General features: G+C 64.1%; 27 protein-coding genes. 10 read left to right on the top strand and 17 right to left on the bottom strand.

What is annotated here, in order from left to right; genetic code table 11:
• Positions 1-28 precede the first annotated feature (28 nt).
• From AB7532_RS18170 to AB7532_RS18145, 6 genes are read right to left on the bottom strand one after another with little or no spacing between them, the layout of a single operon-like run.
• Positions 29-349, bottom strand: a complete 321-nt coding sequence (locus AB7532_RS18170; RefSeq protein ID WP_441236134.1) for a 4Fe-4S binding protein — start codon at positions 347-349, stop codon at positions 29-31.
• Positions 346-1974, bottom strand: coding sequence for an FAD-dependent oxidoreductase (locus AB7532_RS18165; protein WP_441236133.1), 1629 nt, complete (start codon positions 1972-1974; stop codon positions 346-348). The genes AB7532_RS18170 and AB7532_RS18165 overlap by 4 nt, the downstream gene beginning before the upstream one ends.
• 24 nt (positions 1975-1998) lie before the next feature.
• Positions 1999-2781, bottom strand: coding sequence for a MetQ/NlpA family ABC transporter substrate-binding protein (locus AB7532_RS18160; protein WP_441236132.1), 783 nt, complete (start codon positions 2779-2781; stop codon positions 1999-2001).
• A 43-nt stretch (positions 2782-2824) separates the two neighbouring features.
• A complete protein-coding gene (locus tag AB7532_RS18155) occupies positions 2825-3076 on the bottom strand; it encodes a hypothetical protein (RefSeq protein WP_441236131.1) in 252 nt (83 codons plus the stop codon).
• A 28-nt stretch (positions 3077-3104) separates the two neighbouring features.
• Positions 3105-3902 carry a MetQ/NlpA family ABC transporter substrate-binding protein gene (locus AB7532_RS18150; protein ID WP_441236130.1) on the bottom strand — a complete coding sequence of 266 codons (798 nt, stop codon included), beginning with the start codon at positions 3900-3902 and terminating at the stop codon, positions 3105-3107.
• A 36-nt stretch (positions 3903-3938) separates the two neighbouring features.
• A complete protein-coding gene (locus AB7532_RS18145; RefSeq protein WP_441236129.1) occupies positions 3939-5258 on the bottom strand; it encodes an O-acetylhomoserine aminocarboxypropyltransferase/cysteine synthase family protein in 1320 nt (439 codons plus the stop codon).
• 254 nt (positions 5259-5512) lie between these two features.
• Between AB7532_RS18145 and AB7532_RS18140 the strand changes: the two genes are divergently transcribed.
• Positions 5513-6925 carry an LLM class flavin-dependent oxidoreductase gene (locus AB7532_RS18140; RefSeq protein ID WP_441236128.1) on the top strand — a complete coding sequence of 471 codons (1413 nt, stop codon included), beginning with the start codon at positions 5513-5515 and terminating at the stop codon, positions 6923-6925.
• Positions 6926-6982: 57 nt separating this feature from the next.
• Here the strand turns inward: AB7532_RS18140 and AB7532_RS18135 are convergent, their stop codons facing one another.
• Positions 6983-7804, bottom strand: a complete 822-nt coding sequence (locus AB7532_RS18135) for an acetoacetate decarboxylase family protein (protein ID WP_441236127.1) — start codon at positions 7802-7804, stop codon at positions 6983-6985.
• A complete protein-coding gene (locus AB7532_RS18130; protein WP_441236126.1) occupies positions 7801-8382 on the bottom strand; it encodes a DUF4865 family protein in 582 nt (193 codons plus the stop codon). Before AB7532_RS18130 ends, AB7532_RS18135 begins: the two co-directional genes overlap by 4 nt.
• A 111-nt stretch (positions 8383-8493) precedes the next feature.
• Between AB7532_RS18130 and AB7532_RS18125 the strand changes: the two genes are divergently transcribed.
• Together AB7532_RS18125 and AB7532_RS18120 are read left to right on the top strand one after the other, a co-directional pair.
• Positions 8494-9351, top strand: a complete 858-nt coding sequence (locus tag AB7532_RS18125) for a LysR family transcriptional regulator (RefSeq protein WP_441236125.1) — start codon at positions 8494-8496, stop codon at positions 9349-9351.
• Positions 9352-9588: 237 nt separating this feature from the next.
• Positions 9589-10542: an aliphatic sulfonate ABC transporter substrate-binding protein gene (locus tag AB7532_RS18120; RefSeq protein ID WP_441239304.1), complete on the top strand. Its 954-nt coding sequence runs from the start codon at positions 9589-9591 to the stop codon at positions 10540-10542.
• An 8-nt stretch (positions 10543-10550) separates the two neighbouring features.
• Here AB7532_RS18120 and nikE read toward each other — a convergent pair whose 3' ends face one another.
• Genes nikE through AB7532_RS18095 form a run of 5 tightly spaced genes read right to left on the bottom strand, consistent with a single transcriptional unit; the run spans position 10551 to position 15946 of the window.
• On the bottom strand, positions 10551-12260 hold the full coding sequence (gene nikE / locus AB7532_RS18115) for a nickel ABC transporter ATP-binding protein NikE (protein ID WP_441236124.1): 1710 nt from the start codon (positions 12258-12260) through the stop codon (positions 10551-10553).
• A complete protein-coding gene (locus AB7532_RS18110; RefSeq protein WP_441236123.1) occupies positions 12257-13165 on the bottom strand; it encodes an ABC transporter permease in 909 nt (302 codons plus the stop codon). Before AB7532_RS18110 ends, nikE begins: the two co-directional genes overlap by 4 nt.
• Positions 13162-14079 (bottom strand): ABC transporter permease, encoded by a 918-nt coding sequence (locus AB7532_RS18105; RefSeq protein WP_441236122.1) that lies wholly within the window; start codon positions 14077-14079, stop codon positions 13162-13164. The genes AB7532_RS18110 and AB7532_RS18105 overlap by 4 nt, the downstream gene beginning before the upstream one ends.
• A gap of 3 nt (positions 14080-14082) precedes the next feature.
• Positions 14083-15693, bottom strand: a complete 1611-nt coding sequence (locus AB7532_RS18100) for an ABC transporter substrate-binding protein (RefSeq protein WP_441236121.1) — start codon at positions 15691-15693, stop codon at positions 14083-14085.
• Complete coding sequence (locus tag AB7532_RS18095; protein WP_441236120.1) at positions 15680-15946, bottom strand: hypothetical protein; 267 nt, start codon at positions 15944-15946, stop codon at positions 15680-15682. Before AB7532_RS18095 ends, AB7532_RS18100 begins: the two co-directional genes overlap by 14 nt.
• Before the next feature lie 68 nt (positions 15947-16014).
• Here AB7532_RS18095 and AB7532_RS18090 point away from each other — a divergent pair, with 68 nt between their 5' ends.
• Entirely contained in the window at positions 16015-17355 is a 1341-nt protein-coding gene (locus tag AB7532_RS18090; RefSeq protein WP_441236119.1) for an LLM class flavin-dependent oxidoreductase, read from the top strand.
• Between the two features lies 1 nt (position 17356).
• Here AB7532_RS18090 and AB7532_RS18085 read toward each other — a convergent pair whose 3' ends face one another.
• Complete coding sequence (locus AB7532_RS18085) at positions 17357-18448, bottom strand: LLM class flavin-dependent oxidoreductase (RefSeq protein ID WP_441239303.1); 1092 nt, start codon at positions 18446-18448, stop codon at positions 17357-17359.
• A 392-nt stretch (positions 18449-18840) separates the two neighbouring features.
• Here AB7532_RS18085 and AB7532_RS18080 point away from each other — a divergent pair, with 392 nt between their 5' ends.
• Genes AB7532_RS18080 through epsC form a run of 6 tightly spaced genes read left to right on the top strand, consistent with a single transcriptional unit; the run spans position 18841 to position 24194 of the window.
• A complete protein-coding gene (locus tag AB7532_RS18080) occupies positions 18841-19587 on the top strand; it encodes an ABC transporter permease subunit (protein WP_441239302.1) in 747 nt (248 codons plus the stop codon).
• Positions 19584-20312 (top strand): ABC transporter ATP-binding protein, encoded by a 729-nt coding sequence (locus AB7532_RS18075; protein WP_441236118.1) that lies wholly within the window; start codon positions 19584-19586, stop codon positions 20310-20312. Before AB7532_RS18080 ends, AB7532_RS18075 begins: the two co-directional genes overlap by 4 nt.
• A gap of 11 nt (positions 20313-20323) precedes the next feature.
• A complete protein-coding gene (locus AB7532_RS18070; RefSeq protein ID WP_441236117.1) occupies positions 20324-21328 on the top strand; it encodes an NrtA/SsuA/CpmA family ABC transporter substrate-binding protein in 1005 nt (334 codons plus the stop codon).
• 23 nt (positions 21329-21351) lie between these two features.
• Entirely contained in the window at positions 21352-22584 is a 1233-nt protein-coding gene (locus tag AB7532_RS18065) for an acyl-CoA dehydrogenase (RefSeq protein ID WP_441236116.1), read from the top strand.
• A 47-nt stretch (positions 22585-22631) separates the two neighbouring features.
• Positions 22632-23204 carry a flavin reductase family protein gene (locus AB7532_RS18060; protein WP_441236115.1) on the top strand — a complete coding sequence of 191 codons (573 nt, stop codon included), beginning with the start codon at positions 22632-22634 and terminating at the stop codon, positions 23202-23204.
• Positions 23205-23243: 39 nt separating this feature from the next.
• Positions 23244-24194: a serine O-acetyltransferase EpsC gene (gene epsC, locus AB7532_RS18055; RefSeq protein ID WP_441236114.1), complete on the top strand. Its 951-nt coding sequence runs from the start codon at positions 23244-23246 to the stop codon at positions 24192-24194.
• On the opposite strand, the gene AB7532_RS18050 is transcribed toward epsC, so the two are convergent.
• The 3 genes from AB7532_RS18050 to AB7532_RS18040 are packed head-to-tail and all read right to left on the bottom strand — an operon-like array spanning position 24191 to position 26965.
• Entirely contained in the window at positions 24191-25057 is an 867-nt protein-coding gene (locus AB7532_RS18050; protein ID WP_441236113.1) for an ABC transporter permease, read from the bottom strand. The genes epsC and AB7532_RS18050 overlap by 4 nt on opposite strands.
• A complete protein-coding gene (locus AB7532_RS18045; protein WP_441236112.1) occupies positions 25050-25910 on the bottom strand; it encodes an ABC transporter ATP-binding protein in 861 nt (286 codons plus the stop codon). The genes AB7532_RS18050 and AB7532_RS18045 overlap by 8 nt, the downstream gene beginning before the upstream one ends.
• Positions 25907-26965 carry an ABC transporter substrate-binding protein gene (locus AB7532_RS18040; protein WP_441236111.1) on the bottom strand — a complete coding sequence of 353 codons (1059 nt, stop codon included), beginning with the start codon at positions 26963-26965 and terminating at the stop codon, positions 25907-25909. Before AB7532_RS18040 ends, AB7532_RS18045 begins: the two co-directional genes overlap by 4 nt.

Below are 26965 nucleotides of genomic sequence, written 5' to 3'. Positions count from 1 at the left end.
GGTCGTTCTCCGGAGCCGACATAATCTTCTAGTGGCCGAACAGCCGATAGCTTCGATCGGCCGCCCGCAAGTGCCGGCTCTCGTCGACCCAGCCGACGGCACGCCGATAGCTTCCCAACACGGCGGCTTCCTTCAGCGCCGCCACGTCGACCGCTTGCGGCGCATCGGCAAACGGCGAGACGAACAGCGCATCCTCGGGGCAATAGAGCTCGCACAGGAAGCAGGTCTGGCAATCGCCCTGGCGGGCGATCGTCGGGATGCCGTCGGTCTTGTCGAAGACATTCGTCGGGCACACGCTGACGCAGATATCGCACGCCGTGCAGCTCTCGGCGTCGATGACCTCGATCATTCCGCAGCCTCCGAATATTGTGCAGACGCCAGCGGACGCGCCGATGTCCAGACGTCGTCGAGCCCGCCGGTCGTCACCAAATGGAGGTGGCGGTCGTCCTGCTCGGGGTAATCGTCGCGGCGATGCATTCCCCGGCTTTCCTGGCGCGCCAGCGCGCTGCGATACATCCAGCGCGCTGTCGCGAGCATGGCGGCCGCTTCGCGCCCACGCAGCAACTCCTGCTCGTCAGGAGCATCCGCATTCGACGCTTCTGCCCACAATGCATCCAGCCGACCGAGTGCCCCGCCCAGGCGCCCGGCCTCGCGGAAATAATTCAGCTCGTAAGGAAACACCTCGTCTTGAACGCTCCGCGCAAGCGCTCCGCCCTGCAACGGTCGACCATTGCCTGAGCGCAGTCCAACGGTGCCGCGCCGGAAAGCCGATCGCCCGACAGTGGTGCCCAGCTGGCGCGCAAACTCGGCGGCGCCCTCACCCGCCCAATACCCTGACGACATCGCCCAGGCGGCGTTATGGCTGCCGCCACCGGTGAAGCCGCCGCAAATCAGCTCGCGGGTTGCCGCATCTCCGGCCGCATAGAGACCCGGCACGGTGGTCGCGCAACTGTCGTCGACAATCCGCAGACCACCCGTGCCACGAACCGTCCCCTCGAGTCGCAGCGTGATTGGGAAACGTTGCGTGAAGGGATCGATACCGGTGCGGTCGAACGGAAGGAAGAAGTTCGGCTGGGACACGCGCATGTGCTGCTGGGTGTCTGCATCGGCCTCGTCGAGCTGGGCATATACGGGGCCCTGGCGAAGCGCGCGTGCGATCACGGAACGACCACCCTTCGAGGACGCACCTGGAATGACGCTGCCTTGCTCGTCGGTGAAGCTTGCCCAGCTGTAGAACAGGGTCTTGGTCACGGAGCCGAACGCCGGCGAGATCGCATAGGCGTTGGAGAACTCCATGCTGGTGAATTCCGCGCCCGCCTCGGCGGCGAGGAGATAGCCGTCGCCGGTCAGCACATTCGAGCCAAGCGTCTTGCTGAGGAAGGCGCATCCGCCGGTGGCGATCACCACCGCCTTGGCGTTCACCGCCCAACGATCCCCCTTCTGGCGACGCAGGCCCGCGGCGCCGGCAACCACGCCGTCGCCATCAACCAGCAGCTCGAGCGCCGGCGAATGATCGAGGATGGTGACGCCGGCTTGCTTGGTCCGCTTGCGCATCAGCCGCATATATTCGGGGCCCTGGAGCGAATTCCGCTGCGGCTTGCCGTCCTCATCGGCAGGATAAGGATAACCCCAATCGGAAAGCCGGTTGCTCTGGACGTAGGTCCGGTCCAGCACGCGTGTCATCCAGCGGCGGTCCTGGAGATAACCGCCGAGCTTCTCGCGGCTGGCCATCGCAGCCTCGCGGCGTTCGGGAACGGGGTCGACATACCACACGCCGGTGCCGGCCGCCGCGGTGGCGCCGGACGTACCGCAAAAGCCCTTGTCCACCAACACGACGCGGGCGCCGTGCTCGGCGGCGCTGATTGCGGCCCAGGTACCCGCCGGTCCGCCGCCGAGCACCAATACGTCGGCGTCGAACACAATCGATCCTGCCGAGCTCGACAGTTTTTCGGCACGGCCAGATGGATTCGTCATCGCTCGTCTCCGGATTGAAGCTGTTCAGAACGCCGGTATCTGTCCTGGCAATTTGTCCTTGATGAGCTGGCGGACCGTATCGTTCTGATAGGCGCGCACCAGCTTCGCGACCCAGGGAGTATCCTTGTCCTTCTCGCGAACGGCGATGAAGTTGTTGTATGGATTGTTGACCGAGGATTCGATCGCAATGGAATCCTTGCCCGGAATGAGGCCGGCCGGAACGGCATAGTTCGTGTTGATGACGGCGGCATCGACATCGTCGAGGCTGCGCGGCAGCTGAGCGGCATCGATTTCACGAATCTTCAGCTTCCTGGGATTTCCGGTCACATCGAGCGCGGTCGGCAGGATTCCTACGCCGTCCTTGAGCTCAATCAGTTTCTCCGCCTGAAGCAGTCGCAGGGCACGGCCGCCGTTCGACGGATCATTTGGGATGCCGATCGAGGCGCCGTCCTTGATCTCGGCAACCGATTTGGCCTTCCGCGAGTAAAGACCGATCGGCGCCACGATTGTCTCGCCGACGGCGACGATCCTGTATCCTCTCGCCTTGATCTGATTGTCCAGGAACGGCTTGTGCTGGAAAGCGTTCGCGTCGAGATCGCCGACGTCCAGTGCGGCATTTGGCAAGAGGTAGTCGTTGAAGACGACGACCTGAACATCGAGACCGTCCTTGGCGGCGATCTCCTTGACCTTGGCCCAGATGATCTCGGCATCGCCGCCCGATATCCCGACCTTGATCTTCTGATCCGCGGAAGCCGGCGCGGCAAACAGAGCAAGGGCGGCCATCAACGGCAACAAGCGGCGCTTCATGATCTACGTTCTCCTGTTCAAGCGGAATGTCTGATTGGGACGGCTACCCGACACGGGCAACCAGGATATCCGCCTGGGCATCTGCGAACTCGGCGGACATGTCGTGGAAGACGCCCTGTTCCTGAGCGGTCGCCACGCGCAACTGATGGGTTGACGCCCTCACGCCTTGTCGGTCCGTGCAAGGCCGTCCGATCGCGCGAGCAAACTGTCGCGAGCCAGCAATTTCTGCCGCCTGCGTCTCGCTACGAGCGGCAAACGCAAGGCTTATGTGATCGACGTCGACGACATAGATCATGGCATCATGTCCTTGCGCCAGCGCTGACCTAGCTGCCGAACCCCGCCGGAATGAACGCCGGAATTTTCTCCTCGATGAACTGCTTCACCTCAGGCGAATTGAACACCTGGATGAAGGCCTTCAGGCGGGGATCGTCCTTCTTGTCCAGCCTGGCCGTGAAGCGCAGCACGAGACCTTCGTCGACAGTGCGGTCGATGATCAGTGCGGACTTGGGATCGCCGCCGGCCGGAATGAGATAGGTGATGTTGACCAGCGCCAGCGTCACGTCGTCGAGTGAGCGATAGGTCTGCGCGGGATCCAGCTCGACAATTTTCAGGTTCTTGGGATTGTCGGTGATGTCGAACTTGCTGACCGAAAAGCCCTTGCCGGGCGCGAGCTTGATCAGCCCGGCGCGCTCCAGCAGGATCAGCCCGCGCGCGCCGTTGAGCGGCTCGTTCGGAATGGCGACGCTGTCGCCCGACTTGATCTCGTCGAGCTTCTTGATCTTCTTCGAGAACAGGCCGACCGGTGCGATCACGCCGACCTTGTCGGCCTGCACCAGGTTGAAGCCGCGCTGCTTGTTCTGAAGCGCAAGATAGGTCGCATGCTGGAACAGATTGGCGTCGACCTCGCCGCTGTTCACGACCTCATTCAATGCCACCCAGTCCGAGAGCTCGACGATCTTGACGTCCTGCCCTTTCTCCTTGGCGAGCTTGGCGGCAAAAGCGGCCAGTTGCCCAACCGGGCCGGCACTGGTCGCGATCTTCAGCGGTTCGCCGGCGAAGGCCGCCGCGGCGAATGCAAGCCAGAGACCTGCGGCCTGGGCGGTACGACGAAGGATTCTCATTGTCTCAAGTTCCCGTTTCAAATCAGAGGATGTGTCTCACGCGGCTTTGCGCGCGCCGGCGTCGGCCTGTGCCAACGCCTGACCGAGATCGGCCAGGATGTCGTCGGGGTGCTCGATGCCGACCGACAGTCGGACGTAGCCGGGCGTGACGCCAGCGGCGAGCTGCTCGGCCGCGGTCAACTGCTGATGCGTCGTCGAGGCCGGGTGGATGGCCAGCGAACGGGCGTCGCCGATATTGGCGACGTGATAGAACAGCTTCAGCGCGTCAATGAAGCGCCGGCCGGCTTCGATGCCCCCCTTGAGCTCGAAGCCGACCAGCCCGCCATACCCGCCCTTCAAATAGGCGTCGGCCCTGCGGCGGTTCTCCCCGCTTTGCAGGCCGGGGAAGATCACGTTTGAGACCGATGCGTGCTTGGCCAGGAAATTCGCAACCTTCCCCGCGTTCTCATTGTGCTGCCGGATGCGCAGCGGCAGGGTCTCAAGGCCCTGGATGAACTGGAAAGCGTTTTGCGGTGCAATCGACGCGCCGAGATCGCGCAGCAGCTTGACGCGCGCGCGCAGGATGTAGGCGATCGGGCCGAGCGGTTTTGCCGCCTCGGTCCAGATCGCGCCGTGATAGGCCTCGTCGGGCTCGTTCAGCAGCGGGAAGCGCTCGGCATGCGCCGCCCAGTCGAAATTGCCGCCATCGACGATGGCGCCACCGATCGCGGTGCCGTGGCCGCCGATGTACTTTGTCGTCGAATAGACCACCACCGCGGCGCCGTGTTCGAACGGGCGCGCGATCAGCGGCGAAGCCGTGTTGTCAAGGATCAGCGGCACGCCGAGCGAGCGGCCGATATCCGCGACCTCCTTGATGGGAAATACATTCAGCTTGGGGTTCGGGAGCGTTTCGCCGAAATAGGCCCGCGTCTTGGCGTCGGTCGCGCGGCGAAAGTTCTCGGGATCGGCGGGATCGACGAACCGAACCTCAATGCCGAACTGCTTCAGGGTCTGCGACAGCAACGTCCAGGTTCCACCATAGAGATCAGTCGAGGACACGATGTTGTCGCCGGCTTGCGCGACGTTGAAGAGCGCAAACGCCGAAGCGGTTTGCCCTGAGGCGACTGCAAGTGCCGCTACCCCGCCCTCCAATGCGGCAAGCCTGGTCTCGAACGCGTCCTGCGTCGGATTGCCGATGCGCGTATAGATCGGACCCAGCTGCTCGAGCGCGAACAGGCGCGAGGCGTGATCGGTGTTTTCGAACTGAAATGACGTGGTCTGGTAGATCGGAACGGCCACCGCGCCCGTGGCGGGATCGGTGCGGTACGACCCGCCGTGTAACGCCAGCGTCTCGAAATTCCGGGTCTCCAACGCCATCTGCAATTCCCTTTCGATATCGAGAGCGCGCGTGATACGCGGCAAGCCGTGCTTGTCGACGAAAATGATGCGGTCGGATTCTGCCGCTGTCGAGCGCTTCAGGAAAATAGCGATACGCGTGCTGCATCGTCACGGCTTCGCGACGCGTTTCTTTCCAGTCCTTCGCTGAATTGGAAACAAACTCGCTAGCGCAAAATGTTAAAAACTCGCCGCGCGGAGCGAATGTACTCCGCAATGAACGATCGGACCGGACCATGACGAGACCGCGCGAGCTGCGCTTCAACGCTTTCAACATGACGGCGCCGAGCCACAATTGGGCGGGCCTTTGGTCGCATCCGCGCGATGCGTCCATCGACTACAACACGCTCGACTATTGGGTCGACTACGCCAGAACCGCGGAGCGCGGACTGCTCGACGGCATTTTCCTGGCGGATGTGTTCGGCGTGTATGACGTGTATGGCGGCAACGCCGATGCCGCCGTCCTGCACGCCGTTCAACTCCCGAACGCAGACCCGACATTGCTCGTGTCGGCCATGGCGCTGGTCACAAAGCATCTCGGCTTCGGCATCACGTCGAACCTGACGTTCGAGCATCCCTATCAACTGGCCCGCACGTTCTCGACGCTCGACCACCTCACCAATGGCAGGATCGGCTGGAATATCGTCACCGGCTATCTCGACAGCGGCGCGCGCGGCATGGGGCTTCCGGCCGGCCGCGCCCACGATGATCGCTATGATGCGGCCGAAGATTTTCTCACCGCGACCTACAAGCTATGGGAAGGAAGCTGGGAGGACGACGCTGTCCGCCGCGATCGCGGCAGCCGTATTTTCACCGATCCCGCGAAGCTCCACCGCGTGCTGCACGAGGGCCCCTACTTCAAGGTCGACGGCATCCATCTCGCAGAACCTTCGCCGCAACGGACGCCGCTTCTGTACCAGGCCGGCACATCGCGGCGCGGCCGCGCTTTCGCGGCCCAACATTCGGAGGCGATCTTTCTCAACGGCCAGACCAGGCCGATCCTTGCGCGCGCCGTGCGCGAGATACGGGAAGCGGCCAAGGGCTTCGGCCGCGATCCCTACGATATCCGCCTGTTTGCCGGCGCGACCGTGATCGTGGCACCGACGCGTGCCGAGGCCAACGATCTGCTCGACGACTACGCGCGCCATGTCGACCAGACCGGCCAGCTCGCTCTGTTGTCAGGCTGGACCGGCATTGACTTCTCGACCTACCGGCCGGATCAGCCGATCGAATACGTCGAGAGCAACGCCATTCAATCGATGGTCGAGAATTTCACGGTGCGGAGCGACCGGCCGGTCAATGTCCGCGACCTCGCAAGGCTGAGCCGCGCCGGCGCCCGGTCCCCCTTCGTGGTCGGCTCGCCGCAGGACGTTGCTGACGAGCTGATCGCCTGGGCGGACGAGACCGATGTCGACGGCTTCAACCTGTTCCGCCTGGTCGCGCCGGAATCGCTCAATGCGTTCGTCGATCTCGTGGTACCCGAGCTGCAATCACGCGGCGTGTATAAGACCGCCTATCGTGAGGGAACGCTGCGCGAAAAGCTGTTCGCGGGACGTGGCCCGCGGCTACACCGCACGCATCCCGGTGCGGGCTTCCGGCATTTGCCGTCCAGGACCGCAGATCTTCGCCAGGTCGACGCGGCCGGGTAGCCGTCCGATCGACGCGCGGCGTTGTTTGGCATCGCGTGCCGCAATCGAAGCGGTTCTCTACGACAATATCCTCTGGTCAAGGTACGGCTTTCCGCCCCGCGAATGTTGCACCCGGCCGCCGCGCGGCTCGATGACAGGCAGTTCTGCCAATGCGTTCACGACGTGATACATGGTCGGCAGATCACGCCAAGCGGCGCGATGGAAACGCACGGCACCGTGCCCGAGCTGCCGTGCTTCAATAACGTAGTCGGGGTCTTCAGACGGCGTCAGGGTCACCTGGCAGAGTTCATGCTCGCCCCAGGCGCCCGCGCGCGGCACATATTTCAACATCAACGTCCCATCGGATGGGGCTGGCGCCTGCGCGGCAGTCGCAGGGCGCAGATCGGCCACAGAGAGTTCTAGGAAGCGAAACCCCATCCACCCGGCGGTGCAGAGCTGGACACCCTCGCTTTGCCGGGGAGCGTCGACCTCGGCATAGAGTTTGGGATGCCCGATCTCGTCACGCCCCGTGATGATGGGATCGGCGAGGCTCTCCCAGACGACGGCCAGGAAACGGCCCGCCGCATGGTCCCGCATGCCGTCGAAGCGCGCAGGCCAGCTGACATGGATCATGGTGTAGCCGCGACCTGCAAGCCAATCGATCTCCGTCATATAGTGGAATTCCACCGTGACGACGGGATCGCCGACGAGCGAAAAGCCCTCCGGCAAATGTCGCTGCAGCATCGCCTCGTCAGTCAGGAAGCTCGCCGCAACCGAGAGCCGGCGCGGGCTCTTCGTTCGATCCCCGACAACGCCGGCCGGCAACTGGCGAGGCCCGGGTGCCGGCCCGAAATGGGTCGGCATCCGGTAGATGCGTCCGGGTTCGAACCGATAGCTCATCGAGCCCCCGCCGACGGCAGCGAGTCCAGCAGCGGCCTTGCCAGGTGCAAGACTTCATAGGCGACGGCATCGCCCTCCCCGGTCGGTTCACGCTCGGACAGCTGGATACGCGTGAACGTCCAGCTCTGCGGATCGACGCCGACGATGGCGGCCACCGTTCCAGGCCGCCCGGCCACCTCGCGATTACGCGCAATCTCGGCAGCGAAGGCCGCGGTCAGATCGGCATCAAGCGGAATGCTCAACTCCTGCCTGGTGATGAAGCGGGCGTCGCTGGCGCGGCCGCGCCGCGCGTCGAGCGAGAAGCGCGTCTGAATGTCGGCCCTGCCGAAGCTGTCGGTGACGATCTTGTAACGGCCGTTCACCAGGAAATTGCGGAAGGCTTCATCGGTTCGCCAGAGATAGAGTGACGAATAGCTGCTTGCGATCGCGCCGAAGCGGCCGCGCTCGCGGAGCAGGAAGCCCTTGAAGTGCAAGTCGGGCACGTCGTTCCACAGCGCTCCGCGGTCTCTGGCGCGGCTGCGGATGATTCCGATGTCGTAATCGGCAGGCAGGCGATGGATGTAGTGAGCGATCGTCATCTGGCATGTCTCTTCGTTGAACTTCAGCCCGGGAGAATAGATAGCCGCTGGTTGATCATTCAAAAACGATATGAAATGATGTTTCAGTGATTGATATTTGGAATGACTGAGATGAAGACCTTGGACATCGAAGCGGTGCAGGCCTTCGTGCTGACTGCCGATCTGAAGAGCTTTACCCGCGCCGCCGAAGCGATGGACACGACGCAGTCGGCGATCAGCCTGAAGATCAAGCGGCTCGAGGATGAACTCGGGCGAAGGCTGCTCGATCGCACGCCTCGCCTGGTGCGCCTGTCCGCAGATGGTGATGCCTTCCTTGCCCCCGCGCGCACGCTGCTTGCCGCACACCATGGCGCACTCGGCAGCTTCGGACTGGAGCGGCGCCGTCTCGTCGTCGGCATCAGCCATCACATCGTCGGCGCGGAGCTGCCAATCCTGCTACGCCGAATGAAGAGCGCAGAACCGCGCCTCGTGCTCGAGATCCGCGTATCGACCTCGCGCCAGGTGCTCGACGAGTTCGACCGTGGTGCGATCGATGCCGCGATCGTGCTGCGCCACGACAATCGCCGGCGGGGCGGCGAGGTCATCCTGAAGGAGACTTTCGGCTGGATGGCCTCGGCGGATTTTGAGCACCACCGCGGAGAGCCTCTGCGGATCGCCACGCAGGCCGATCCGTGCAGCGTGCGCAGCATGGCCGTCGACGCCCTCAACAAGTCCGGCATCGCCTGGACCGAGGTCTTCGTCGGCGGCGGCGTTGCCACCATCGGCGCGGCGATCTCGGCGGGTCTCGCCGTCGCAGCGCTCGGGCGCCGCGTCGCCCCTGCGGACACGATCGATGTCGGCTCCCAATTGGGCTTGCCGCCGCTCCCGCCGCGGGACGTCGTGATGCACGCAAGCCCCGGGGACCAGCCAACCAAGCATTCATTGAGGACACTGGCAGCTGCGATCCGGGCCACTGCGGCCAAGCATTAATTGCTATCGAGCGGCGGCGTCACAACACGCCCGCGCCCATGATCCCGATATCTTGACGCAAAGACAACGCCATTCTTAATTCGCGGCGCACGGGAGAATGTTCGTTCCGTTCCGCGCCATATTCCGGAATTGCCAGGCGTCCCCGTTCATCGGCACATTGCAAATGGTCAGCCTCCCCCATCGCGGTCGAGACGACATGGCAGCTTCGCGAACAGGATACCCGAAATGCATCATCTCATGTCCCACCTGCGGGTCCTCGCCGCGGCCGCGCTCGGCCTCTTCGCTTTGGCGGCCGCTCGGCCCGCAATGTCCGAGGAAATCCGCATCGGCTATCAAAAGTCCTCGACGCTGACCGCGATCCTGAAGACCAACGGCGAACTGGAGAAGGCGCTGGCTCCGCTCGGCGTCACGATCTCCTGGCACGAATTCACCAGCGGCCTGCCGCTGCTGGAAGCCATCAACATCGGCAGCATCGATTTCGGTGCCGACGTCGCCGACACAGTGCCAATCTTCGCACAGGCTGCGGGCGCCAAGCTCGCCTACATCGCGGAGGAAGCGGCCTCGCCGGCAGCGCAGGCGATCGTCATTCCGCAATCGTCAACGATCAAGACCGTCGCGGAGCTGAAGGGCAAGAAGATCGCGGTGACCAAGGGCGCGGGCAGCCACTATCTGCTGCTTGCGGCGCTGGCCAAATCGGGGCTGAGCTTCAAGGATATCACCCCTGCCTATTTGACGCCGGCCGACGGCCGCGCGGCCTTTGTCAGCAACAATGTGGACGCCTGGGTCGCTTGGGATCCCTTCCTGACCAGTGCTCTGCATCAGACAAAGGGCCAGATCCTGTCGGACGGCAGCAACGGCCTCGCAAGCTACAAGCGCTATTACCTCGCATCGGCCGCCTATGCGGACAAGCACGATCAGGTCCTCAACGTGATCTTCGCAAAGCTCGCCGCGACGGGAAAATGGGTGAAGGCGCAGCCAAAGGATGCCGCCACATTGCTCGCCGGGCTCTGGGGTATCGACGCCGCAACCGTCGAGGAAGCCAATAGCCACCGCTCCTATCAGGTCGGTGCCGTCACCGGCCCGGGCCTGTCGGAGCAGCAGCGCATTGCCGATGCGTTCCATGCGGAGGGGCTGATCCCCGTGAAGATCGACACCACGGCGATCAAGATCTGGTCGCCAAAGGGCTCCTGATCTCCGGCTTAAGCCGCACTCAGCCCGCGCTGGATGTCCGGTACGGACGCCAACAGGCTCTGCGTGTAGGCGTGCTGCGGATTCCGCAGCACGGCCTCGGCGGCGCCGTGCTCGACGATGCGGCCGTTCTGGAAGACCAGCACCCGATCGCAGAGATGCTCGATGACACCAAGGTCATGCGAGATGAAGAGCAGCGCCGTGCCGAGCCGCGATTGGAGCTCGGCGAGAAGATCGAGCACCTGGGCCTGAATGCAGATGTCGAGCGCTGAAACCGGCTCGTCGCACACGATGACGGCCGGCTCAGCCGCCAGCGCCCGCGCGATCGACACCCGCTGACGCTGACCGCCGGACAACGATCGCGGCACGCGGTCGATATGATCGGCACTCAGGCCGACCAGTTCGAGCAGCGACACGATCCGGTCCAGGCGCGCGACGCGGCTGTCGGCGCCCGGAAGATTTTCCGCAATGATGTCCTTCACGCGATAGCGTGGATCGAAGCTGCTGAGGGCGTCCTGCGGGATGTATTGCAGCTTGCGGCGAAGCCGGCGGCGTCCGGATTCCGCGACCGAAGACCAGGGCTCTCCGAGCAATTTGACCTCGCCGTCGTCAGGCGGAAGCAGGCCGAGCACGATCTTGGCGCAGGTCGATTTTCCCGAGCCGGATTCGCCGACAATGCCGACGACCTCGCCCGCCCTGACGTCGAAGCTGATATCCTGCAGGACCACCGACTTCGCTCGTCCGGCGGCTTTCGGCGCGATGAAACTCTTCGAGATCTGCTTGACTTCGAGCACGACCTCGCCTGCCGCCTGTCGCTGCGGCAGGGGCTCCCGCACGATGGCGATCGTTGTTGCATCGGCAGCGCCGGAGTCGAACCTCGCCGACGCGAGCCTGGATCCGCGCGACTCCCCCGACGGAACCGCTGCGATCAACTGCCGCGTATAGGGATGGCGCGGACGGGTGAGGACATCGCGGGTCGGCCCGCTGTCGACCACCCGACCGTCGCGCATCACGATGACACGGTCGGCGATGCCGGCGACGACGGCGAGATCGTGACTGATCAGCAGAAGGCCCGCTCCCTCTCGGATCCGCTCGGCCAGGACCTGAAGGACCTGGGCCTGGACCGTGACATCGAGCGATGTCGTCGGCTCGTCCGCGATGATCAGATCGGGACCAGCCGCAATGGCTGACGCAATCAGCGCGCGCTGGCGCAGGCCGCCCGACAATTGATGCGCATATTGCAGGGCCCGGTCGGCCGGGTTGGGAATGCCGACCTTGCCGAGCGTTTCCAGCGTCCGGTCGCGGATCGCGCCGGGATCGGTGAGGATGCGATGGCTTGAAATGACCTCGGCGACCTCCTGGCCGATCGTCCGCAAGGGGTCAAGCGAGACCAGGGCGTCCTGCATGACCAGCCCGGTCACGGTCCCACGCAGCTTGCGCCAGTCGGCTTCGCCGAAGCTGCGTGCGTCACGTCCCTTGATCTCGAACCGGTGCGCGGCCGTCCTCGCGCCGTCGCCGGCGAGATTGAGCAGGCTGCGCGCGGTGATGCTCTTGCCCGAGCCGGACTCACCGACCAGCGCCACGCATTCGCCGGGCCTTATGGTGAGATCGAAATCGGTAACAATCGGTCTGCCACCATTGGCGCCGGCGAAGCCGATGCTCAGCCCCTGGACCTCCACGATCGGAGCTGTCAAATCGCTCTGCGAACCTACGCCGCTCATGCGAGCCGCCCTTCAAATCGCTGTTGCAGATGGTTGCCGATGACGCTGAAGGCGATCACCGTCGCAGTGATGGCCAGGCCCGGGAAGACGCCGGGCCACCAGGCGACCCGTAGTACATCCCGGCTCTCCGCCAGCATCACGCCCCATTCCGGCGTCGGCGGCTGCGGTCCTAGTCCGAGGAAGCTCAAACCCGACACGATCAGGATCGTAGAGCCGATATAGACGGTGGCGATGATCGGAATTGCGACGAGAACGTTGGGCAGGACGTGCCGGATGAACACCTGCCAACGGCTCAAGCCGTAGATTGCGGCCTGCGTCACGTAGTCGGCATCGCGGATCAGCTGAGTCTGCGCCCGTACCACGCGGCCGAATTTGGGGATGCCGGCGATGCCGACCGCGATGGCGATGTTGAGCATGCCCTGGCCGAGGAAGGTCACGATCAGCATGGCGAGCAGCACGCCGGGAAACGACGACAGCATGTCGAACAGGCGCGACACGGCCTCATCCAGAATGCGATTACGTTGCCCTGCGATGATACCGAGGACAATGCCAGCTCCGAGCCCGACCGCGACGCCGCCGAACCCGATCAGGAGCGAGTAGCGCGTCCCGAAAACGGTGCGTGCGAAGACGTCGCGGCCGAGCCGGTCGGTCCCGAACAGATGCGCCCAGCCCGGCGGCTTCAGGCCCTCGCTGAAATCGCCGACGAGCGGATCGAAATGCGTGAACAACACGGGCGCGATCGAGGCCGCGATCAGGAGCGCGACGAAGACGCCGGACAGAATGAGCCCGAACGGCGGCCGGCGGCGAACGCCGATCGCGACGTGCGGCGTCTCGAGGCCGACGAGGTCCTGCGGCGCCTCGAGCGGCACGGCCGCGTCGAAGGAGCGATGCGACGGCGCGGTCATTGAGCCCTCAATCTCGGATCGATCAGCACATAGAGGATGTCGAGCAGCGTGGATGCGGCGACGTGAATGAAGGCCGCGAGCAGCACGACGGTGAGCACGACCGGCACATCGTGGGTCAGCACCGCACCGAGCGTCACCGTGCCGAGGCCCGGCCGCCCGAACACCTTCTCGGTGATGACCGCACCGCCGAGCAGGCCGCCAATCAGCCAGCCGCCCAATGTTACCGCCGGCAACAAGGCATGCCGCAACACGTGCCGCCAGCGAATGACGAACTCGCCGACGCCGCGCGACCGCACGGTCGTCACGAAGGGCTGGTCGAGCGTCTTCTCCATGGCTTCGCGCAGCACTTGCGTCAGCAGGCCGGCGGTGGGCAGCGCCAGGGTGATCACCGGCAGGACGAGCGAATTCCACCCTTCCGCGCCTGATACAGGAAACCAGCGCAGATTGAACGAGAACGCCATCAGCAGGAGAATGCCGAGCCAGAACACCGGGGTCGAGGCGAACACCAGCTCCACGAACGAGGCCAGCTCCCGCGAGAACCGCCCTCGCCCTGCGGTCAGCAGCGCGATGAGTCCGGCAATCACGATCGCCAGGACGCCGGCGGAGAGCGCGAGCTCGATCGTCGGCAGAAGCTGCGATCCCACCACCTCGATCACGGGCTGGCGCAGCACATAGGACGTGCCGAAATCGCCGCGCAGGATCCGGGACAGGAAGTCGAAGTATTGCATCGGCAGGCTCTTATCGAGCCCCCATTCGGCCGCGATCGCCTCACGCAAGCCTGGATATTCGACATCGCCTGCGAGGATATCCTGAATGCGGCCGGGTAAAGCGTGCAACGCCAGAAACGTCGCTGTCACGCTCGCCCAGGCCACCACCAGGCTGGTCAACAGCCTGGAGATGATGCGGGACCACATGGGCTACTTCTTCGCGATCCAGAAGTCATAGGCGCTGGATGGCGAGTCGAGGCCGGCCTCGAATCCCAGACCATTGACGTTGCCCTTCGCCGCTAGGAACCAGCTCGGCGCGAACAGCGGCACGATGAAGGCCTGATCGACACCGCGCTTCTGGATCGCATCGGTGAGCTGCCGCTTGCGGACCGGATCGGTCGTGCGCAGCGACTCGTCGATCTGGCTCGTGATCTCCTGGTCAGGATTGGGAATGTTGGAGTAGAGGAAGCCCTTCGATCCCAGCATGTCCCAGAGTTCACGGGCAGGATCGGACGGATTGTCCGTGTTGGGATAAATCACCCAGGTGCCGTTGGCGTTGTTCTTGGCATATTCACCGGCGGTGATAAGGCGCAAGTTCAGGTCGAGACCGACATTCTTGCGCAGCGCGGCCTGGACACCCTGGATGAGAATGTCGCGGCTGTCGCGCACGTAAGGCTGGGGATAGCCGACTTCGATCGAGAGGCGCTTGCCGTCCTTGGTACGGAAGCCATCGGAATCGCGGCCGGTCCAGCCGGCCTCATCCAGCAGCTTGTTGGCGCCGGCGATGTCATTGCCCCAGGAGCCGACCAGCGCCTTGTTGTAGGCCGGGTTGGCCGGGCCGATGATCGACCAGGCGCGTGGCACGGTGCCGAGATAGACCTGCTTGACGATCGGCTCCAGATCGAAGCCGTCACGGAGCGCGCGGCGCACGCGGACGTCGTCTGCAGGCGGCCGTGTATAGTTGATGTTGAAGGTGAAAGACGTGCTGGCGCCGGACGGACCGGTCAGCAGCTTGAAACCCGGCTGCTCCGCGAACAGCGGCGCATCGGTCGGCTGCACGCCCTCGATCAGGTCCACCTGACCTGACGTCAATGCGCCGGTGCGAACGGCGTATTCCGGCAGGAAGCGGAACGTCACGCGATCCAGATAAGCAGGGCCGCTATGTGCCGCATTGCCAGGCGCCCAATTATACGCCGCATTCCGCGCGAACACCGCGGACTGACCGCGCGTGTAGCTCTCGAACACGAACGGTCCGGTGCCGGCCAATCCGCGTCCACCGCCGCAGAGATCGCCCTTCGCCAGCGATTTCGGGGAGATCAAGCCAAGCTTCACGTTCGAGGTCGATTCCAGGAAGCTCGAATCCGGGGTCGCCAGCAGCAGCTTGACCACATAGGGCGAGACCACCTCGGCATGATCGTAGGCCTGGAGCAGCGACACAGCAGTGACGGCGTTCTCGGGCTTCTTGACGAAATCGTAATTGGCCTTGACAGCGGCGGCGTCGAACTTCTCGCCGTCGTGGAAGACGACGTCTTCCCTGAGCTTGTAGGTGTATTCCTTGCCGTCGGCCGAGATCGACCACTCGGTCGCAAGCCACGGCGCAAAGGTGCCGTCCGCCTTTTTGGCGATCAGCGAGTCGATGTAGTTGCGGGACACGAAGAACGCGGCCTGCTGTGACGAGTAATGCGGATCGAAGCATGACGGTTCGGTCGTCACGCCCCACCGCAGCGCCCCTCCCGCCACCGGCTTGTCTTCGGCATACGCCGCATTCGACGCAAGCAAGGCAATCGCCATGCCGCTCGCCAGCAAATTATTCTTCTTCATCCGCGTCACTCGCAATCGTTTCTGCTGCTGCCGTGCAATCGACGCATCGAACATCACCAATTGAAGGATGACGTTCGTTTGCGCTTTCATCCGATCTGCACGAGGCGTTATCTCTTGTTGCATCGCGATGTAATTCGTCGTCGCGCGCAAACGCAACACGCAAACGATGGCGACGACGGCTGCACATGAAGTTTGAAAAATTGTTCGATAACTTGCGCCGGCGGTGGATGAAATCGACGACGTCGAACGCCAATCAGACAATTCAATGCTGCCCGCTCGTTACGCACCGCGATCGACACCCACGCTGACGCCGGAATCACCATGTCACCACGCCAACTGCGCTTGAACGTCAATCTGCTTCACTCCGGCGTCTATCCGTCGGCCTGGCGACTGCCGGAGAGCGATCCACGCGCCTTCTACGATCTCGGTCATTATGTGCGGGTGGCCCAGATCGCAGAACGCGGGAAACTGGATGCGATCTTTCTGGCTGACTCTCCGGCCGTGAACGATCGTATCGACTATCGGTCGTTCACCTCGCTGGAGCCGACCATCATCCTGGCGACGGTGGCGGCCGCGACGAAGCATGTCGGACTGATCGGAACGGTGTCGACGACCTATAACGAGCCTTACAACATTGCGCGCCGCTTCGTGACGCTCGACCATGCCAGCGGCGGCCGTTCCGGATGGAACGCGGTCACCACCGCAGATGCCGCTTCAAGCCGCAACTTCGGCCTCACCGGTGCGCTGGAGCACAAGGCCCGCTACGAGCGCGCCAAGGAATTCACGGAGGTGGTGCACGCGCTGTTCGACAGCTGGGAGGACGACGCTTTCGTCGGCGACAAGGCGAGCGCGCGATTTGTCGACACGTCGAAGGTGCACCCGATCGCGCATCGCGGCCCGCATTATACGGTGGCCGGGCCGTTGAACGTCCCGCGCTCGCCGCAGGGACGGCCGGTGACGGTGCAGGCCGGCGGCTCCAATGACGGACGCGACTTCGCCGCGGCCTATGCCGAAGCCGTGTTCACGCTGGCGCAGTCGATCGAGGAAGGCGTCGCCTATGCGCGCGATCTGCGCACGCGGGCTGCGGCTTATGGGCGTTCCGGCGATTCCATCGTCACCCTGCCCGGACTTGCCACGGTCATCGGCAGCACCGAGGCCGAGGCGAAGCGGCGGCAGGATGAGCTCTGGGAGCTGGTCCCGATCGAATACAGCCTGGCGCGTCTCGCCGGTACGCTCCAGATCGACCCTGCCCTGCTCGAACTCGACAAACCACTCCCCGATCCGTTGCCACTTCCGGCCAACGCCAATCACACCATGTTCCAGGGGACCGTCAACATCGCCCGCCGCGGCAATCTCACCGTCCGCCAATTGATCCGCGCCCTCGGCGGCGGCGTTGGTCATCGCATCATCGTGGGCACGCCGGAGCAGATCGCGGACGATATCGAGACCTGGTTCAGGGCCGGTGCAGCGGACGGCTTCAACCTGATGCCGGACGTTCTCCCGACGGGGCTGGAGACCTTCGTCGATACCGTCGTGCCGATTCTGCAAAAGCGCGGATTGTTCCGAACCGAATACACGGGCACGACGTTGCGCGACCATTTTGGTCTGGCTCGGCCGGCGAGCCGCTTCGCAAAGCAAGCGCCGGAAGTCGCGTCGGCCTGACTTATCCTTGGGCCCCGGCCACTTTCTCGGAAGGCCCGGTCGACTGTCTCGCCCGGACGCGGGGGATAATCTCCTCCGCAAAGCGCCGCATCTCGGACTCGAAAGGCTGGAATTGCAGCATGAACAGCTCGATCCCCGCCGCATGGAACGCCTCGATGCGTGCTGCGACCTCGTCGTAACTGCCGACCAACCCCGCAGCCGTGCCGCCATTGCTGCCGACCCGCGGCGTCTTCTGCATGGTCTGCATCATCACGACTTTCGGGTCCGTGTTCTGCTTCTGAATCGCCTTCATCGGCGCATCCTTGGCAGCAAGGCTGAGCAGCCGCTCATGGGCGGCCTGTGCCTGCTCGCGGGTTTCGCGTGCGACGACAAAGGCGGACAAACCGAAACGCAATGGCGGCGCCGAACCGCGCGGGCGGGACGCGACATCGGCAATCAGGCCGGCGACGTCGTCGAGCGGCTGGCCATTGATGAACCAGACATCGCCATGGGCGGCAACCAGATCCCGCGCCGGTTCGGATTCCCCGCCGACATAGATGGCAGGCCGCTTGCGGTAGAGGCTGGTCGGACGCAGCGCATAATCCGAGACGTTGAAGTGATCGCCACTGAAACTGAGACGTTCACCCTCCATCAGACGGGACACGACGGAGATCCACTCCTTGCCATAGGCATAGCGCGCATCATGCTCGGGAAAGCCGATCCCGGCCTTCTCCAGCTCGGGACGGTTCCAGGCATTGACCAGATTGATGGCGAACCGGCCACGGCTGATGTTCTCGATCCCGAGCGCCAGCTTGGCGAGCACCACGGGGTGATAGAGATACGGCTTGATTGCAGCGATGATCTCGATGCGCTTCGTCAGTGCGGCAACGGCAGCGGCGGCGCTCCACGCTTCGAGCTGATCGAGATCCTCCTGATGCGGATTGATCGTGTGCTGCGCGATCAGCGTCGAATCGTAACCAAGTTCCTCGGCCGCAAGGATGAGGTCCCGATTGCGCTCCCAGGAGGCATCATAAGGTTCTTCCGGATCCTGATGCGCGGCACGTGGCCCATGCACCAGCGCCCAAATGCCGAAGCGGAGCGGTGCAACCGTCATCATGTTCTCCCGTAACTCTCTCAACTCCAAGCGTTCTCGCCAATGGCTGACGCAAGATCAAGCAGACCAGTATCAAAAGATTTTCTTTGTCGCGCAGCGACGCTGCAACGACAGCGGATCACTCCGAAGCGAACCACAATTGAAATAGCGCTCTATTTCTGTCGGCCCGATTTCGTGGGACATTTTGCAGGGACGGCAACTCATTGGCGTCACTCCGCCTGCATCAAGTGCAGTTGCGTGAAACGAGGTCTGTTGTCTTGAGCAATATCGAACTGAGCGACATCGACCGCGCCGCGATTGGCGCCGACAACAAGCGGTCGTCGCAAAGCAGCGAAAGTACGGACGCTCCGGCAACGCTAAACAGCAAGCTTGGCCCGCGCGGCCTTCAGCTCCTGTCATGGCTCGCCCCGGTCGTGCTGGTCGTCGTGTGGGAATGGCTTGCGCAAGCCGGATGGCTGTCCCCGCACGTGCTTCCGGCACCCAGCAAGGTGATGCGCACCGCGTTCAAGCTTGCGACCACCGGAACACTCCTGAACGATCTCGGCGTCAGCCTGCTCCGTGCTGCCTCGGGCTTCGTGATCGGCGCGGCGGTTGGCGCTGCGCTTGGCATTCTCGTCGGATTCTCGAAGATCGCTGAAGCCGCAATCGACCGCAGCGTACAGATGATCAGGGCCATCCCCTTCCTCGCGGTCCTGCCCCTGGTGATCGTGTGGCTCGGCGTCGGCGAGACGCAGAAGGTCTTCCTTGTCGCACTCGGCGTCACCTTCCCGATTTACATCAACACCGTGCTCGGCATCCGGCAAGTCGACCCCAAGCTGCTCGAGCTCGGCCGCGTCCAGGGCTTGGGCGCGCTTCAGCTGATCCGACGAATCATCCTCCCCGGCGCATTGCCGTCGATCCTGACCGGCGTCCGCTATGCGTTGGCAACAGCGTGGCTCGCGCTGGTCGTAGCCGAGACCATCGGCGCGCAGTCCGGCATCGGCTTTCTTGCCATGGACGCACGCGAATTCCTGCGCACCGACGTGATCGTGCTGACGATCGTGATCTACGCGCTGATCGGTGTTGCGGCTGACGGTATTGCGCGCTTCCTCGAACGGCGCCTGCTCGCCTGGCATCCGAACTACGGAGTGGCACGATGAACGTTCACACCGCTCCGCTGGCGCCCGCCTCGTTCGAAACCGGACCGGCCGTCGTCGTCAGTAATCTCATTCGGCGCTACGGCAACCGCGTCGTCATCGAAAAGCTGAACCTGCGCATCGAGCGCGGTGAATTCGTCGCCCTGCTCGGAGAGAGCGGCTGCGGCAAGACCACGCTGTTGCGGGCGCTGGCAGGCCTCGATTCCATCCAGGGCGGTCGCATCGTCGCACCGCGGCGCCCAGCCGTGGTGTTCCAGGAGCACCGGCTGCTGCCGTGGGACAGCCTCTGGCGAAATGTCTCGCTTGGCCTGCAGGCGCCGGACGCGCGCCAACGCGCTGCCGAAGCGCTGACCGAGGTCGGCCTCGGCGATCGGCTCGACGACTGGCCGCGCAATCTCTCCGGCGGACAGGCCCAGCGCGTCGCACTTGCCCGTGCGCTGGTTCAGCAGCCCGAGCTGCTGCTCCTCGACGAGCCCTTTGCCGCACTGGATGCGCTCACGCGCATCCGCATGCACGAACTCGTTCGCGAACTGGTCGCCAATCATCAGCCAGGCGTTCTGCTCGTCACCCACGACGTCGACGAAGCCATCGCGCTGGCCGACCGCATCCTGGTGATGCGGAACGGCGCCATTGCCTTCGAGCACCGCGTCGGGCGCGACGGTTCGACACCCATTTCACGTGCCGAGCTCCTCGGTGAGCTTGGCGTGAATTCTCATTTCTCCCACTAGGTAAGGCCACTATGTCTGACTCTCCCATCGCCAAACCCTCCCGGCGCGGCTTCCTTGGCACCGCGGCCTTCGGTATTGGCGCCCTCGCCGGCATGAACATTGGCGATTTCGCCGAGGCGGCGACAGGCCGCACCACCGATACTGTCCGCCTGACCTGGGGCCTCAGTGGCCTCAACCTGATCGCCAAGGAACGCGGCGAGTTCGAGAAGCTGCTAGCCAAGGATGGCATCAAGGTCGAGTGGCTCGGGCCCTTCCCGAACCACGCTCCCACCCTGCAGGCTGTCACCGGCGGCAGCGCCGATTTCAGCTTCGGCGGCAGCACCACCCCGGCATTGGCCGCGATCATCGCCGGCTCGCCGCTGGTGTTCACGCAGTTCGTCGTCTACGAGCCGCGCACCACGGCGATCATCACCAAGGACGGTTCCGGCATCGACAAGATCGAGGATCTCGTCGGCAAGTCCGTCGCGGTCAACCGCTCCGGCCTCGGCGAATTCCTGCTGGTCGCGGCGCTCGAGAAGCACAACGTCGACCGGTCAAAGGTCAAGTTCGTCTATCTCAATCCGCCCGATGCGGCGCCCGCGCTCGCCTCCGGCAAGGTCGACGCATGGTCGATGTGGAGCCCCGGCGTCGACATCGCCCGGCGCGAATACAAGGCGCACGACATCTTCCTGGAAGGCCGCGATCTCGAATTCCAGATCGACTACACCTCCTACCTCACCACCCGTAAATTCGCGACCGACAATCCCGCGCTGGTGCGCGCCGTGAACGATGCGTTCCGCGCCGAAGGGAAGTGGATTTCCGAGAACGGCAAGGACGCCGAATACATCGCCCAGAAGGCGGGCAAGTACAGCGACGAAATCCGCGACCAGTTCATCGCGCTGAAGCGCCAGTATCGCTATTTCGCTGTCAACGACGAGCGCTTCGTCAGCGAGCTGCAAAAGGCGGCCGACTGGCTCGTCGCCCGCAAGGTTCTGCCCGAGCCGGTCAAGGTGACCGATCATCTCGCGCAGCTCTGAGACCACCTCAACAGGCCAAGACAATGAACAAAACCGTATCCGCCCCCTCCCTGAACGCATCCGAACCGATCAAGACCGGCTCGCCGGAACTGGAGGCGCTGCTCAGCCAGATCGCGGAAGGCGCGAGCGCGCGGGAGCGCGATCGCGTATTGCCCTTCGACGTCATCGATCTCATTCGCCGCGCCCGCCTCGGCGCGCTGCGGCTTCCCGTCAATGCCGGCGGCGCCGGCAGCTCGATCCGTGATCTCTTTGCTTTCGTCATCCGTCTCGGCGAGGCCGACGCCAATGTCGCGCATATCCTGCGCAATCATTTCAGCGTGGTGGAACGGCTGGTGCGCACGCCCAAGGACGAGCAGAGCCGCGATTGGCAAAAGGCTGTCGCGGAAGGCGCGATCATCGGGCTCGCCACCACCGAGCTTGAAAGCCCGCGCGTCGGCAATGTCACGCCGGGCACGACGTTCACGCCCGACGGCAACGGCGACTATCTGTTGAACGGCACCAAATATTACAGCACCGGCACGCTGTACTCCGACTACGTCCTTGTCCGCGCAGCTGACCCGTCCGGAGCGACCGGCGCCACGATCGTTCCGATCAAGCGCGAAGGCATCGAGCTGGTCGACGATTGGGACGGCCTCGGGCAACGGCTCACGGCGACCGGCACGACGCACTTCCACAACGTGAAAGTCAGGCGCCAGGAGGTGGTCTTCGATGAGCCCGGCTCCGGCTATGGCGTGCCCTACTCCAATACGTTCGCCCAGCTGTTCCTGACCGCGGTGGTGGCGGGCATCGCGCGCGCGACCTTGCGGGACGCCACCGCGCTGGTGCGCTCGCGCAAGCGCACGTTCTATTACGCGCCGACTGAAATCCCGACCGACGATCCGCTGCTTCAGCAGACCGTCGGCCAGATCGCCAGCGGCGCGTTTGCGGCCGAGACGGTGGTGCTGGCGGCCGCCGAGGCGCTGGACGTCGCGACCGATGCCTTCGACGCCGGCGCGGCAAACGCTGAGGAAGCCGCGCACACTGCTGCGCTTCTTTCGGCCAAGGCCAAGATCATCGCCGATGATTTCGCCATCCGCGGCGGCAGCCTCCTGTTCGACGTCGGCGGCGCATCGGCCACCAAGAAGGTCACCAACTTCGACCGCCACTGGCGCAACGCGCGGACGCTCTCGTCGCACAATCCCACCACCTACAAGGCGCGTTCGATCGGCGAACACGAGATCAACGGCACGCTATTGCCGGCGAAGGGCTTCTTCTAGACAGGAAGACGCCGTCATTCGGCGGTCCGACGCAAGGAGAGACAGGCATGGGAAGGTCGGACGTCCATCTCGTCACTGACAGCAACGAGCTCGAACACCAGTTCCGCGCCGTGATGCGCCGCCTCGCCGGCGGCGTCAGCGTCATCACGGCCGGGCGCGACGAGGACATCACGGGGATGACCGTCACATCCCTGACGTCGCTGAGCGCGAGCCCGCCGCGGGTGCTGATCAGCGTCAACCGGCAGGCGTCATCCTTCGCGCTGATCGAACGTTTTGGCGTGTTCGGCGTGAATATCCTGGGCTCCGACCAGCAGGAACAGGCCGATCGCTTCAGCAACAGCCGCCTGAAGGGCCCACAGCGCTTCGAAGGCGTGCCGTGGGCTGTCGGCACGTCCGGCGTCCCGCTGCTCGGCAACTCGCTCGCAACCATCGAATGCCGGGTCGAGGAGATCATCGAGCGCTATTCGCACGGGATCATCGTCGGCAGTCTGTTGAGCTTCGACCTGTCGCACGAGCTGTCCGGGCTGGTGTACTGGAACGGCCAATACATCGAGATCAAGCACGATTTCGACCTGGACCTGCTCGCCGAGATCAGTATTCCCCTGGCCCATGTCAGGTGACATCATCGTTCGGCATTCCATCCGATGGGTTGAGGCGGCATGAAACACGAGATCCCCCGCGAACCGTCCGACGACGAGACCCGCAACTCCGATAGCCCGGTGCAGAATCGCTGGCACCTCGGCAGGCTCGTCGCCGCGCTCCGTGTCTCCCGGGAGGAGACCCATAGCATCCGTCGTGACGGCGAGGCCCGCCGCGCTCCTTCACGCGAAGCACTCCAGGCGATCCTGGACGGACTGACCGAGGCGCTGTTCCCGCGCCATTACGGCCAGTTCGATCTCGACGGCGAGAATATCGACTATTTCGTCGGTAATCGTCTCAGCGCCGCGCTTGACGGCCTCTGTGACCAAGTCCACCGCGCCGCGCTCTTCATCGGTGACGAGCTCACGGCCGGCTTTCGCCGTGACGATGCGGTCGAACTGACGCGCAAATTTGCCTCGCAGCTGCCTGACGTGCGCGGCCTGATCATCAGCGATCTCCGCGCCGCCTTCGTTGGCGATCCCGCCGCCAGAAACTTTCCGGAGATCCTGATCGGTTATCCCGGCATGACCGCGATCATCCACCACCGGCTGGCCCATATTCTCCATCAGCTCGGCGCGCGGCTGATCGCGCGGCTGGTGGCCGAGATCGCCCACACGCGCACCGGCATCGACATTCATCCCGGCGCCAGCATCGGCTCCGGCTTCTTCATCGACCACGGCACCGGCGTCGTGATCGGCGAGACCGCGATCATCGGCGACAATGTCCGCATCTATCAGGCCGTGACGCTCGGCGCGCGCCATTTCCCGACCGACGACGAGGGCCATCTGATCAAGGGCGACGCCCGGCATCCGATCGTCGAGGACGACGTCGTGATCTACGCCGGCGCGACCATCCTCGGCCGCATCACCATCGGCCGGGGAGCGACGATCGGCGGCAACGTCTGGGTGACCCAGGACGTGCCGCCGAACAGTATCGTGACGCAGGCTACTGCCCGCAACAAGCAGGCTTAGACGGCCGGCGCCTTCCACCGCATCAGGCGGCGCTCCAGCGCCTCGAGGATCGCGTTGAAGGCGAGACCGATCACGGTGATCCCGAGAATGCCAAAGTACATCTGCGGGATCAGGAAGCTGTACTGGCTGTTGATGATGAGATAGCCGAGCCCCGACTTCGCGCCAACCATCTCGGACGCCACCAGCACCAGCATTGCCGAGGCGCTCGCCAACCGAATGCCGACGAAAATCGTCGGCAGCGACGCCGGCAGGATCACTTTCCGGAACAACTGGCTCGGCGTCGCGCCCATCGTCCGTGCCGACTTGATCAAGAGCGGATCGACCTGGCGAACGGCAGCGATCGTGTTCAGCAGCAACGGCCAGGCGCAGCTGTAGACCACCATGGTGACTTTGGAGAGTTCGCCGATCCCCAGCAGCAGGATGAAGACCGGCAGCAGCGCCAGCGGCGCCGTGTTGCGCGCGATCTCGATGGTCTGGTTCAGGAGGTCGCCGAGCCGGGCGTACCATCCCGTCAAGACCCCTAACGGCACAAACAGAGCAATGGCAATCAGGAAGCCGCTCAGGGCTCGAAGCAGGCTGGCGCCGACATCGTCATAGAGCTCCCCGGTCTGCGCGAGATGCCAGCCAGCGGCGACCACCTCGGAGAACGGCGGCAGGAAGGTCACGTCAATGAGACCCAGGCGCGGCGCCGTCTCCCAGAGGGCCAGGAACAACAGCAGTAACAGGTATCGTTGCCCGATGACGCCGGACCATCGCAACAGGCTGCCTGTCGCGGTCGCGACCGCACCGGCACGTTGTCTGGCCCGATCTTTCGGACTCCCCTCGGCCAGCTCCAGCAGCGTCAGGATTTCCAGATTAGACATGGGCCAACTCCTTCGCCTTGGCGATCCACTCGCCACCCGATGTCGCCGCTTGGGAGCCTTGCGCCTTCAACACTTCATCGCGCAGCAAGGACCACACCTCGTGCCGCACGCGCCCAAATTCGGGCAGCGAGCGAACGTCCTCGGTCTCGCTGTGCAGCTCGGCGGGAATGTCGACAATCTGCTTGATCCGGCCGGGGCGCGAGGTCATCACGGCCACGCGCTGACCGAGCACGACGGCCTCGTCGATGCCATGGGTGATGAAGAGAATGGTCTTCCCGGTGCTGCGCCAGATTCGCAGCAGCTCGCCTTGCAGCGTCTCGCGCGTCTGGGCGTCGAGCGCGGCAAAGGGCTCGTCCATCAGGAGCACCTCCGGATCGTAGGCAAGGCTTCGTGCGATCGCGACGCGTTGCTTCATGCCGCCCGACAGCTCGTGAGGGTAGCGGTCGGCAAAGCCGGACAGACTCACGAGATCGAGATAGTGCAGCGCCCTCTCCCGCCGTTCCCTCGCCTTCAGGCCGGCAATGTCGAGCCCAAACTCGACGTTCTGCGCGGCCGTCCGCCAGGGAAACAGCGCGTATTGCTGGAACACGATACCGCGATCGCGCGCCGGCCCCTCGATGGCCTTGCCATCGAGCAGGATGCGTCCGCTGCTTGGCGCCGTCAGGCCGCCGAGCAGATCCAGCAAGGTCGACTTGCCGCAGCCGCTCGGCCCGACCAGGGCCAGGAATTCGCCGGCACGAACATCCAGCGTGATATCGTCAAGCGCAGTAAAGCTCTGCGCCGGCCCGCCATCCTTGCCGCGGACCAGGAACTCCTTGCGGACATGCTCGAAGCGGATCTTGGCCAAGGTCATTTGGCCTCCGCGGTCTTGCCGGGACGAAAATAGTTGAATTCGTTGGTGTAGATATCCGACGGCTTGAGCTGATCGGGCTTCAGGAGGCCGTCCTTGACCAGCCAGTCGACCCAGACCTGAAGCTCGGCATCGCTGATCACGCCGCCCTTGGTCGCGACACCCGTGCTCTTCCAGTACTTGATCGGGGTGGCGTCCTCGTTGCGCTTGCGATCGGCGATGATGCGCTCGAAGCGGGCGCGGACCTCCTCGGGCGGCGTCGTCTGCGCCCAGGCGATGGCACGCGAGACGCCCTCGATCAGCTTGCGGGACGTGTTGGGATTGTCCTTGATGAACTTGTCTCGCAGCACATAGGAGCCTCCGGTGAAGTTCCCGAAGATGTCCGAGTCCGCAAACAGCCTGCGGATGCCGCCACGCTCGAGCGCCTTGTCGCGCAGCACGCCGTTCAGCGTGCTCACCTCGACCTGCCCCTGCCGCAAGGCTTGCTCGCCGGTGACGGGCGGAATCGCAACCAGCGTCACCTGCTTGGCTTCCGCCGGCGTCAAACCGTTGCGGGCCAGATACTCGCGCAGCACGAATTCGAGATGCGCGCCCAGCGTATTGACCGCGACCTTCTTCCCGATCAGGTCTCGCGCGGTCTTGATCGGACTATCTTCCTTGACGTAGTAGCCGTTGTAGGTGTTGTCGTCCGAGCCGTAATAGCCGACCACCGCCTTGATCGGCGCCTTGGCGGCGATCAGCTTGATGATCGCGCCGTAGAAGGCACCGCCGATGTCGATATCGCCGGTGACGACGGTCTGGATGTCCTGCGGACCGCTGATGGTGTTGCCGATCCATTTCAGCTTGAGCGGGGCGAGATAACCGAGATCGTCGGCGAGCTCGACGAACGTCACCTGCCCGGCCCAACCCTGGTAGCGGATCTCGGTCTTTTCGAGCTGCGGCTCGGCCATGGCACTGCCGGCAAGAGCCGTCAGCCCGATGGCAGCCTGGCCAACTTGCCGCCCTCTTGCTCGCAGGCCGGCCACCAGACGGCGCAACATTGAGATCGTGATCTTCAT

Source organism: Bradyrhizobium sp. 930_D9_N1_4, from assembly GCF_052076015.1.
Classification (GTDB): Bacteria; Pseudomonadota; Alphaproteobacteria; order Rhizobiales; family Xanthobacteraceae; genus Bradyrhizobium.
The sequence above is the reverse complement of the archived record's forward strand: the minus strand, read 5'-3'. Positions and strand labels throughout refer to the sequence as shown.